The organism is Stenotrophomonas sp. KH_029, assembly GCF_057839765.1.
Window position 1 is genome coordinate 407,639 of the sequence record NZ_CM174498.1, and the last position, 9,862, is coordinate 417,500.

General features: G+C 68.3%; 10 protein-coding genes (1 of these 10 only partly in view). 4 read left to right on the top strand and 6 right to left on the bottom strand.

Annotated features, from left to right (window positions below; all coding sequences use genetic code 11):
• Nucleotides 1–9 precede the first annotated feature (9 nt).
• From kdpA to pyrE, 4 genes are all read right to left on the bottom strand, one after another.
• Nucleotides 10–1,728 carry a potassium-transporting ATPase subunit KdpA gene (gene kdpA, locus AC3ITM_RS01830; protein ID WP_489267976.1) on the bottom strand — a complete coding sequence of 573 codons (1,719 nt, stop codon included), beginning with the start codon at nt 1,726–1,728 and terminating at the stop codon, nt 10–12.
• A gap of 12 nt (nt 1,729–1,740) precedes the next feature.
• Nucleotides 1,741–1,833, bottom strand: coding sequence for a potassium-transporting ATPase subunit F (locus AC3ITM_RS01835; protein WP_017355708.1), 93 nt, complete (start codon nt 1,831–1,833; stop codon nt 1,741–1,743).
• Nucleotides 1,834–2,246: 413 nt separating this feature from the next.
• Entirely contained in the window at nt 2,247–2,909 is a 663-nt protein-coding gene (locus tag AC3ITM_RS01840; RefSeq protein WP_489267978.1) for a hypothetical protein, read from the bottom strand.
• Between the two features lie 15 nt (nt 2,910–2,924).
• Entirely contained in the window at nt 2,925–3,584 is a 660-nt protein-coding gene (gene pyrE / locus AC3ITM_RS01845; protein ID WP_489267980.1) for an orotate phosphoribosyltransferase, read from the bottom strand.
• A gap of 195 nt (nt 3,585–3,779) precedes the next feature.
• Here pyrE and AC3ITM_RS01850 point away from each other — a divergent pair, with 195 nt between their 5' ends.
• The 3 genes from AC3ITM_RS01850 to AC3ITM_RS01860 all read left to right on the top strand — a co-directional run bounded on the left by AC3ITM_RS01850 (nt 3,780) and on the right by AC3ITM_RS01860 (nt 6,255).
• A complete protein-coding gene (locus AC3ITM_RS01850; protein ID WP_489267982.1) occupies nt 3,780–4,580 on the top strand; it encodes an exodeoxyribonuclease III in 801 nt (266 codons plus the stop codon).
• The gene (locus tag AC3ITM_RS01855) at nt 4,577–5,944 is read left to right on the top strand and encodes an AmpG family muropeptide MFS transporter (protein ID WP_489267984.1); all 1,368 of its coding nucleotides are present in this window, start codon (nt 4,577–4,579) and stop codon (nt 5,942–5,944) included. Before AC3ITM_RS01850 ends, AC3ITM_RS01855 begins: the two co-directional genes overlap by 4 nt.
• An 83-nt stretch (nt 5,945–6,027) precedes the next feature.
• Entirely contained in the window at nt 6,028–6,255 is a 228-nt protein-coding gene (locus AC3ITM_RS01860) for a hypothetical protein (protein WP_489267986.1), read from the top strand.
• A 152-nt stretch (nt 6,256–6,407) separates the two neighbouring features.
• On the opposite strand, the gene AC3ITM_RS01865 is transcribed toward AC3ITM_RS01860, so the two are convergent.
• Together AC3ITM_RS01865 and AC3ITM_RS01870 are read right to left on the bottom strand one after the other, a co-directional pair.
• Nucleotides 6,408–7,535 carry an anhydro-N-acetylmuramic acid kinase gene (locus AC3ITM_RS01865; RefSeq protein ID WP_489267988.1) on the bottom strand — a complete coding sequence of 376 codons (1,128 nt, stop codon included), beginning with the start codon at nt 7,533–7,535 and terminating at the stop codon, nt 6,408–6,410.
• 87 nt (nt 7,536–7,622) lie between these two features.
• Complete coding sequence (locus tag AC3ITM_RS01870) at nt 7,623–9,092, bottom strand: M23 family metallopeptidase (RefSeq protein ID WP_489267990.1); 1,470 nt, start codon at nt 9,090–9,092, stop codon at nt 7,623–7,625.
• Between the two features lie 169 nt (nt 9,093–9,261).
• Here AC3ITM_RS01870 and tyrS point away from each other — a divergent pair, with 169 nt between their 5' ends.
• Nucleotides 9,262–9,862, top strand: the beginning of a protein-coding gene (gene tyrS / locus AC3ITM_RS01875; RefSeq protein WP_489267991.1) for a tyrosine--tRNA ligase. Its footprint extends 611 nt past the window's final position; 601 of the gene's 1,212 nt are visible here — the first part of the coding sequence; it begins with the start codon at nt 9,262–9,264; its stop codon lies off the right edge, out of view.

Below are 9,862 nucleotides of genomic sequence, written 5' to 3' on the forward strand. Positions count from 1 at the left end.
CATCAGGTCTCAGTGCGAGGTCAGCGACAGGTGGTCGGCCACCGGGCCCAGCACCAGTGCCGGCATGAACTGCAGCACGGTCAGGATGGCGATCAGCGCGATCAGGGTGAACGCGAAGGTGGGGGTTTCGATCTGCAGCGTGCCGGCCGACTCCGGGGCGCGGCGCTTGGCGGCCAATTGCGCGGCCACGACCAGCGGAATGATCAGCACCGGGTAGCGGCCCAGCAGCAGCACCAGGGTGCAGCTGAGGTTCCACCACACCGTGGCATCGCCCAGCCCCTCAAAGCCCGAACCATTGTTGGCGAACGCCGAGGTGTACTCATAGAACACCTGGCTGACGCCATGGAAGCCTGGATTGGAGGTGCCGGTGATCGAAGGGATCGCCAGCGTCACCGCGGTCAGGGTCAGCAGCGTGATCGGCTGCAGCAGCACCAGCAGGGCGAGCAGGCGGATCTGCGGCGTTTCCAGCTTGCGTCCGAACAGTTCCGGGGTTCGCCCGGTCATCAGCCCGGCCAGGAACACGCCCAGCAGCAGGTACACCAGGAACTGCTGCAGGCCGCAGCCGATGCCGCCCCAGATCGCGCTGACCAGCATGTTGACCAGCGGCACGGCGCCGGCAAGCGGGCTGAGCGAGTCGTGCATGCCGTTGACCGAGCCGTTGGAGACCTGGGTGGTCACCGCGGCCCACAAGGCGGTTCCGTCAGCGCCGAAGCGCACTTCCTTGCCTTCCATCAGCAAGGGGCTGGCGGCGGTCGCCGAATGGCCTTCCAGCCACACCGTAGCCGCCACCGACAGGCTGGACATCGCCAGCATGCAGCCGAACACCAGCCCGGCCAGCCGCCGGCGCCCGGTGAACGCGCCCAGCATGAAGATCACGCTGATCGGGATCAGCAGGATGCCGATCAGTTCGAGCGCATTGGACAGCGGGGTCGGGTTTTCATACGGCATGCTGCTGTTGGGGCCATACCAGCCACCGCCATTGGCACCGAGCTGTTTGGCCGCGACCATCGCCGCGACCGGGCCCAGCGGCAGCTTCTGCGCGTCCATGCCCGAGGCTGCATCGATCGGCGTGGCCTGTGGGCCACCGGCCAGCGTGGACGGTACGCCCTGGCTGGTCAGCAGCACCGCCCACAACAGGCACAGCGGCAGCATGAAGCGCACGCAGGCGCGCACCACGTCGGCGTAGTAGTTGCCCACGTCCACGCGGCGGTCGCCACTGAGCTGGGCCGCCTGTTGCGCATCCACCTCGTCCGGGCGGGCGCCGAACAGCGCACGCAGGGTGGCCACCGCCAGGGCCAGCCCCATCATCGGGGTCACCACCTGCAGGCCGGTGATTGCGGTCATCTGCGCGAAGTAGGACAGCTGGGCCTGGCCGGAATAGTGCTGCTGGTTGGTGTTGGTCAGGAACGACACCATGGTGTGCAGCGCGGTATCCCAGCGCATGTTGGGAATCTGGTCGGGATTGAACGGCAGCCAGGCCTGGGTCATGAACACCGCCTGCACCAGCACCGCGATCACCACGTTGCTGAGCAGGAAGGCCATCACGTAGCCACGCCAGGACATGCCGCGCGCCGGGTTCACCCCGAGCAGCCAGTACAGCGGTTTTTCAATCCACCCGAACAGCGCATCGCCGCGCATCGGGCCACCGCGCATCACCCGGGCCAGGTACAGCCCAAGCGGAAAGGCCAGCACGATGCTGGCCAGCAGGATCAACAGGATCTCGGTCATGGTCGGCTCCGGTCAGAACGCTTCGGGCCGAAGCACGACGTACAGCAGATAGGCGGCGGCGACGAGCACCAGCACGCCGCACACCAGGGAAAGCCAGGCAGGCATGGTCGTGGCCTCAGATGCGGGAAGGAAAGGCCGCCGTGCACGGGGCAGCGGCGGCAGGGCAGGCACGCGATCGGCGCCCGGGGGCGCTCGCGGCAGGAAGGGCAGGCAGATGCAGGCTCATGGGACGTCCAGGTGGAACCACTCCACGTCAGGCAGCCATGGTCTGCTTCACCGGCATAAAGGGGCCACGCCAAGGGCCGTGCCCAAGCGTAAAAAGTGCATAAAAATGCGGCCGGTCACCATCCGGCTGTCCCCGACCCGGTAGTGCCGGCCGTTGGCCGGCTCCTCATGATGCTGGACGGATGTGCGAGGAGCCGGCCAGCGGCGGGCACTACCGTTGCGCGTACCCGTTCGGGATCCATAAAAAAGGCGGCCCGAAGGCCGCCTCTCTCTCTACCGATCCTGCCAGCGCATCACGCCTGCGGGTCGGCCGCCACGCCCTTCAGCAGCCGATAGCGCTGCAGCGTCTCTTCGATCTCCACGTCCAGCGCCCGGCGCTGCTGCTCGAAGGCGGCCTGCATGCGTCGCTGCGCGACCAGCTCGGCGTGGCGCTGGCGGATGCTCTGGGCCTGCTTTTCGGCCACCGGCTTGCCCGCCAGCTCGCGGTCGCCGGCCGCGGCCAGCAGCGTCACCAGCGCATCGCGCAGGCTGGCCACGTTGTAACTGGCGGTCTGCACGTTGTTGCCCAGAATCCCGGTGCGTTCGGTGAACACCCGGCGCAGGTCGCCCTCGTTCTCGTAGGTGGACAACATCGCCTGCTCGGTGCGTTGCCGGGTCTCATCGGCCGCCGCGTCCAGCTGGCGCTGCGCGGTGGTTACCGCCGCGTCGGCGCGTTCTTCGGCGGTCAGCGTACGCTGCACTTCACCGCTGCGCAGGCCGCTGCTGGCACTGAATTCCTCGCGCGCGCTGTTCACCGCATCCTGCGGCAGCGCGTCGCTGCAGATCCGCTCCTTGCCCTGGTTCCAGCAATACAGCTTCTTCGGCTTGGCCTCGCCACTACTGCGCTGGGCGTGGGCCGGCAGCGTCGGCGCGCCCAGCAACAGGCCGATGAAGGTGATCGTGGCAATCCTGGACATGGCAGCCCCCTGCTGTCAGCGTGTCGGACGGCTGCCGTAGCGGGACCGATAGTCCTCCAGCGGCTGCCGGTACCCGACAAGTTCCGGATTTCCGGAGGCAAAATCAAGCAGGTCGGCCAGCGTGGCCACCGCCACCACCGGAATGCCGGCTTCTTCGGCCACGGCCTGGGCGGCCGAACGCGGGTCGGTTTCCGAGGCGATCTCCTGGCGGTCCAGCGCCACCACGATCCCGGCCGGGGTGCCGCCGGCGTCCTTGATGATGATCAGCGCCTCGCGGATGGCGGTGCCGGCGGTGATCACATCGTCCACGATCAGCACGCGCTTGCCATTCATGTCCGCGCCGATCAGGTTGCCGCCTTCGCCGTGCGCCTTGGCTTCCTTGCGGTTGAACGACAGCGGCAGGTCGCGCCCACGCTGGGCGAATTCGCAGGCGGTGGCGGTGGCCAGCGGGATGCCCTTGTAGGCCGGGCCGAACACGACGTCGAACTTCAGCCCGGTGGCCTCCACCGCATCGGCGTAGCAGGCGGCCAGCTGGGTCATGCGCGCGCCGGAGTCGAACCGGCCGGCGTTGAAGAAATACGGGCTCAGGCGCCCGGACTTCAGGGTGAACTGGCCGAAACGCAGGGCATCGGCGGTCAGGGCCAGTTGCAGGAAACGGTGGCGATGGTCGCTCATCAGGACTCTATTGAATTCATTTGGACCACAAATCCTAATGCATGGGCGGCTTTTTCGCCCTTTCACGGGCCTGGGCCGGGCCCCGCCGCCGGCCCGGGCAGGCTCGGTCAGCCAGCAATGGCGGCGCATTCCGGCGCGCCGGGGCCGGGTCTTCCCGGTATGCTTTGGCGGTTACCGCTCCAGACCCGGGTCAGCATGCGCATCATCAGTTTCAATGCCAATGGCATCCGTTCCGCCGCCACCAAGGGCTTCCTCGACTGGTTCCGCGCCCAGGACGCCGACGTTCTGTGCATCCAGGAGACCAAGGCCCAGGAAGACCAGCTGACCGACCCGATGTTCCGCCCGGACGGCCACCACTGCTTCTACCGCGACGCCATCACCAAGAAGGGCTACAGCGGCGTGGCCATCTACAGCAAGCGCGAGCCCGACCAGGTGATCACCTCGCTGGGCTGGGCCCCGTTCGACGATGAAGGCCGCTATATCGAGGCCCGCTACGGCAACCTCAGCGTGGTCTCCTTCTATATCCCCTCGGGCAGCTCGGGCGACCTGCGCCAGGGCTTCAAGTACGAAGTGATGGAGTGGCTGCGCCCGATCCTGGCCCAGTGGCTGGCCAGCGGCCGCGACTACGTGCTGTGCGGCGACTGGAACATCGTGCGCTCGGCGCTGGACATCAAGAACTGGAAGTCCAACCAGAAGAACTCCGGCTGCCTGCCGCCCGAGCGCGACTGGCTCAACGGCCAGTGCGCCGATGCCGGCCAGGCGCTGGACATCGCCGCCGGCCAGGGCTGGACCGACGCCTACCGCCTGCTGCACCCCGAAGGCCAGGATTACACCTGGTGGAGCAACCGCGGCGCGGCGCGGGCCAACAACGTCGGTTGGCGCATCGACTACCAGTTCGTCAGCCCCGGCCTGCGCGAGCGCCTGCGCAGCTGCTCGATCTACCGCGACGAACGCTTCTCCGACCATGCCCCGTTCACGGTGGACTACGCCCCATGACCGACACGGTCGCCAAGCCCCGGCGCCCCTGGCAGCGGGTGCTGGCCAACCTGCGCCAGCGCAAGGTGCTGGCGATGCTGCTGCTGGGCTTCAGCTCGGGCCTGCCGATCTACCTGGTGGGCAATACGCTGGGCTTCTGGATGCGCAAGGAAGGCATCGAGCTGGACACCATCGGCTTCCTGTCCTGGGTGGGCCTGGCCTACTCGATGAAGTTCCTGTGGGCGCCGATCGTGGACAAGATCGACGCGCCGCTGCTGGGCCGCTTCGGCCGGCGCCGCGGCTGGATGCTGCTGTCCCAGCTGGTGGTGGCCGTGGCCCTGGTGGGTATGGCGCTGGTGCAGCCCAAGGGCGGCCACGTACTGTTCCTCGGCATCGCCTGGGAGCATCTGCTGGTGTTCGGCGTGCTGGCTACGGTGGTGGCGTTCGCTTCGGCCACCCAGGACATCGTCATCGACGCCTGGCGCATCGAGAGCGCTGAAAACAGCGAGCAGCTCGGCCTGCTCACCTCCTCGGCGGCGCTGGGCTACCGCACCGCGCTGCTGGTCACCGATGCGCTGATCCTGCTGATCGCCGCCCGGGTCGGCTGGCAGATCTCCTACGAAATCATGGCCGGGCTGATGGCGCTGGGCGTGGTCGCGGTAGTCATGGCCCGCGAACCGGCCCGCGCGCAGCTGGCCGTGCAGCTCCAGACGGCCCCGCTGTGGACCCCGCGTGGCCTGTTCGATGCGCTGGTGGGCCCGTTCATCGCCTTCCTGCGCGAGCACCGCAGCGGCGCGATCCTGATCCTGCTGGCCATCAGCATTTACCGCATGGCCGATTTCGTCATGGGGCCGATGGCCAACCCGTTCTACGTCGACCTGGGCCTGAGCGAGGACACCGTCGGTGCGGTGCGCGGCTCGGTCGGGCTGGTGGCCACCTTCATCGGCATCGCCGCCGCCGGCCTGGTCTCGGTGCGCTGGGGGGTACTGGCCACCTTGCTGGTGGGCGCGGTGCTGGGCCCGGCCTCCAACCTGGCCTTCGCCTGGCTGGCCTACGTCGGCCCGGACCAGACCAGCTTCGCCATCGCCATGGCGATCGACAACCTCTCCGGCGGCTTTGCCGGCACCGCGCTGATCGCCTACATGTCCAGCCTGACCAGCATCGGCTACACCGCTACCCAGTACGCCCTGCTCAGTTCGTTCTACGCGATGCCGGGCAAGGCATTGAAAGGCCTGTCCGGCTGGGCGGTGCAGTCGTTGGCCCAGGGCCGGACGCTGCTGGAGGGCTACGCGCTGTTCTTCATCGGCACCGCGTTGATCGCCATCCCGGTCGTGATCCTGTGCGCCCTGCTGATCGTGCAGCAACGCCGGCTCCATCCGGCCTGAGCCGCGGTTGCCCGGCGCTGCCCGCTGCGCCATGATCGACCCCGTTGTGCCGTGGGGGCGGTGCGTTGCCAACGGGGAGAACGATGGCTGATCTACTGCTGCGGGATCTGGACCCGCTGTTGAACGAACGCATCCGGCGCGTGGCGGTTGCACGCGGCTGGACCCGCGAACACACCTGCGTGGTGCTGCTGGAGCAGGGCCTGTTCGCCAGTGAGCTGGAGGTCCGCAGCGGCTTCCAGAGCCCGGAAGTGGATGCACTGGCTGACGCGATCGCCGCGTTGCAGGCGTTGCCTGACGCACAGGGGCTTTGATCTCCGCCGCGCGGCGGAGGTCGACGGCCGACGCCGTTTTTACGCTTGCGGCGGCCGTCGGCGTGCACTGGTAGGGTCGCACCCCAGTCGACTGCCGACCCTGGATCAACGTTCGATATCGGCATGACCTTGAAACCGGGCCGGCGCTCCGGTCACGCCAAATGGATCGCCCCCAGGATGCGCGGCCCGCGCGCGCCGCTGACGCTGGGCAGGTTGCCCGGCAACCCGGCCAACGTGCGCTGCGCCAGCCACGCAAACCCCATCGCCTCCAGGTAGTCCGGGTCCAGCCCGTGCGCCGCGCTGGATTCGATCACCACCCCCGGCAGCCGCGCCGCCAGCCGCTGCAGCAACTGCCGGTTGCGCACCCCGCCGCCACACACCAGCACCCGCCGCGCCCCGGGCAGGTGCGCCAGCAGCGCATCGGCCACGGTGGCGGCGGTCAGCTCCAGCAAGGTGGCCTGCACATCGGCCGCCGCGTGCTGGCCATCGCCCATCGCCCGCGCTGCCCAGTCCAGGTGGAACTGCTCGCGTCCGGTACTCTTCGGCGGCGGCAGCGCGAACCACGGCTCGGCCAGCCACCGTGCCAGCAGCGTCTCATCCACCTGCCCACTGGCCGCGAACGCGCCATCGGCATCGAACGGCATGCTGCAGTGGCGCTGGCACCAGGCATCCATCAGTGCATTGGCCGGGCCGGTATCGAAGCCACGCGGCACCCCGTCGCGCGGGATCAGGGTCAGGTTGGCGATGCCGCCCAGGTTGAGGACGGCGCGGTCTTCGTCGGTGGTGCCCAGCATGGCCAGGTGGAAGGCCGGCATCAGCGGCGCGCCATGCCCACCGGCGGCCACATCGCGGCGGCGGAAATCGGCCACCGTGGTGATGCCGGTCGCCTCGGCGATGCGGTTGGCATCGCCCAGCTGCAGCGTGAACGCCGGGTCGGCCAGCGGCCGATGGCGCACGGTCTGCCCGTGCGAGCCGATCGCCCGCACCTGGCTGCGCGCCACGCCACTGGCGCGCAGCAGTTCGTTGGCGGCCGCGGCGAAGGCGATGCCGATCTGCGCATCGATCCGGCCCAGCGCATCCAGCGAAGCGAGCTGGCCGCCTTCGCCCAGGGTGATCAGTTCGGCGCGGAAGGCCCGGTCCCACGGGTGGGTATGCCCATGCACGAAGCGGCAGCCACCCTCGGCGGGGAACTGCACCAGCGCGGCATCGATGCCGTCGGCGCTGGTGCCGGACATCAGGCCGATGAAGAGCGGGGAATGCGGATCGGCGGCAGCGGTCATGTCTGGGCAGTCAAACGGGGTGCGCCCAGCTTCGGCGCAACCCGTTGCCGCCGTCAATGCGCGCGTGCCCGCGCGCTGTGGCCGGCCTCAGCCGCGGTTGCGCCGGGCCGGCTTGGCCGCGCTGGCGGTCTGGGTCTGGGTCTGCGCCGGGGCCGCCTGCGGGGCCGGGCTGGCCTCGGCGTAGATCAGCTTTTCCATGCCCTGGATACGCGCCAGGGCCGGCGCGGTCTGCGCGCGGAAGGCGGCCAGCTCGCTGCCCTGCAGCGGTTCCGGCGGCGGCATGGTCACCGACAGCGGATTGCGGTGCACGCCGTTGACGCGGAATTCGTAGTGCAGGTGCGGGCCGGTGGCCAGGCCGGTGGAGCCGACGTAGCCGATCACCGTGCCCTGCGCCACGCGCTGGCCGGTCTTGATCTTGCCGAAGCGCGACATGTGCCCGTACAGGGTGGTGTGGCCGCGGCCATGGTCCAGGATCACCACGTTGCCGTAGCCGCGCTGGGTACCGGCGAACTGCACGCGGGCATCGCCGGCGGCCATGATCGGGGTGCCGGTGCGCGCGGCGTAGTCCACGCCCTTGTGCATGCGCATCTTGCCCAGCACCGGGTGCTTGCGCGCGCCGAAGCTGGAACTCAGGCGGGCGAACGGGATCGGCATGCGGATGAAGCTCTTCTTCAGCGGGCGGCCGCTGGCATCGAAGTACTCCGACTTGCCGTTGCGGTCGAAGCGGAAGCCGCTGTAGGTCTTGCCTCCAGAGGTGAAGGTGGCCGCCAGGATCTTGCTGGTGTCCACCTTCTCGCCTTCGCGCCAGGTTTCGTCCATGACCACGCTGAAGCGGTCACCCGGCTGCAGGTCCTTGGAGAAGTCGATGTCGTACTTGAAGATCTCGTCGGTCATCGTGGCGATCGCCGACGGCGACAGCCCGGCCTTGCGCGCGGCCACGTACAGCGAGCTGGTGATCTCGCCGCTGGCGACGATGCGGCGGGTCGAGGATTCGCGCTTGATCACCTTCTCGGTGATCCGGTCATCCTTCAGCGACAGCTCCACGCGGTTGTCGGCATCGCGGTCGAAGCGGATCGTGCGCAGGTTGCCCGACAGCGGCAGGTCGAAGGCGATCTCCGCGCCCGGGCGCAGCCTGGTCAGCGCCTCGCGCGCACCCGGGTGCTCCAGCACCTGGTGCATCACCGTGGCCGGGATGCCGGCCTCGTCGAACAGGTTGCTCAGGGTCTGGCCACGCTGCACGCGCAGTACCTGCCAGCTGTCGCCGGGGGTCTGCTGCCGGCGTTCCAGCGACAGCGGCGGCAGCGGCAGGGCCAGGGTGGAATGGCCGGCCGGGTAGGGCGCATCGATGGTGTGCGAGAAGCCGGGCACGATGGTGGCCACCAGTGCGCCGATGGTGGCGAACAGGCTGGCGTGCATCCAGTGCCGGCGGGTCCACCGCTGGTTGAAGGCGGCGGGAAGATGCTGCTTGAGCTTCCGATGGAGGGCGGTGTCGTGGAGGACGTGGAGACGTTCCTTGAAGCGCTGCTTGCGCGCGCGGCCTGGATCGGAATTGAGCATCGTCGGTGTGTTCCTTGGCTGGCCCGGGAGCGCGGGCCCAAACGTCGGTAACATAGACAGGTATAAATACCGCGTCAAACCCTTGTGCCTATTGGCTTTTGTGAAGCACATGCGGTTAACTTGTACTTAACGTCATTCATGTAAATAAGGCATTGCCGGGAGTTGCACCGTGTCCTCGATTGAAGAAGCCATCGCCCTGATCGGTCGGGGCGCCGACGAAGTCCTCAAGCCCGAGGAACTGCGCCAGCGCCTGGAAAGCGGCCGTCCGCTGCGGATCAAGGCCGGTTTCGACCCCACCGCGCCGGACCTGCACCTGGGCCACACCGTGCTGCTGAACAAGCTGCGCCAGTTCCAGGACCTCGGCCACCAGGTCATCTTCCTGATCGGCGACTTCACCGGCATGATCGGCGATCCCTCGGGCAAGAACGTCACCCGCAAGCCGCTCAGCAAGGACGACGTGCTGGCCAACGCGCGTACCTATGAAGAGCAGGTGTTCAAAGTGCTGGACCGCGAGAAGACCGAAGTCCGCTTCAATTCGGAGTGGTTCGGCAAGATGGGCGCGGCCGACATGATCCGCCTGGCCGGCCAGCACACCGTGGCGCGCATGCTCGAGCGCGACGACTTCGCCAAGCGCTACGCCGCCCAGCAGTCGATCGCCCTGCACGAGTTCCTGTACCCGCTGGTGCAGGGCTACGACTCGGTGGCGCTGGAGGCCGACGTCGAACTGGGCGGCACCGACCAGAAGTTCAACCTGCTGATGGGCCGTGGCC